1 pseudogene is annotated in these 695 nt (G+C 41.0%); it reads right to left on the bottom strand.

Going from position 1 to position 695, the window contains the following annotated elements:
- Positions 1-552: pseudogene (locus C9J42_RS21335) on the bottom strand (hypothetical protein); the annotation flags it as partial.
- Between the last annotated feature and the right edge of the window lie 143 nt (positions 553-695).

The following is a 695-nucleotide window of genomic DNA, read 5'->3' as shown; positions in this document are numbered from 1 at the left end:
AGTTAGGTAGCAATCAAACTCAATAAAAGGATGACTAAATCGCACCTTATCACCCTGACCAAATAACGTGACCATCCCCGTTTCTCGACTTAATCTAAATAACGGTTTTCGCGGCAGTTTGCTACCACAGAAAGAGAAAGATTTCCAAAGTACAAAACAGACTACTCCAATGAAGGTTATACCGAGATAGATTTGATTGTATTCATCCTGGCCTGAACTATCCGAAAGGTTCATTACACCACAAACTAATAAAGCCAAGGGCATCAGATATAATGTAATGACTTTTGCAATAGAGGCAAAGTGAAAATAAATCATCCCCCACCAGGGAAAGGTCATATCATCAATTTGACGCTCATTGTATCTTTGCTCTGTCGGACTAAATATTTTAAGCTCAGAGGCCTTTCGTGATACCAGCTCTTTAATTGGCACATGATAATTGTTACGAGTAAACGGAAAATGTACACCTTTTCTGGCCATGTTTGACCAAAAGCCTTGCTGATTCCCCGGCGCTTGCGGCGGTATGTGCTGAGAGTTATACGGGGTATTTTTCATGGTTATTTTCAATCTATCTTCGGCGTTAACGATTTCCAGAGTGAGAATACACGCTAAATAGACTGGGCAATAATTGGCCTGATTATGAGATATGACCTCCACAAAAAAGCACGCCGAGATGGGCGTGCTTATTATGCGTTAGG

It is taken from the genome of Photobacterium sp. GB-56 (genome assembly GCF_003026105.1).
GTDB lineage: Bacteria > Pseudomonadota > Gammaproteobacteria > Enterobacterales > Vibrionaceae > Photobacterium.
This window is presented reverse-complemented; position numbering and strand designations above follow the sequence as displayed.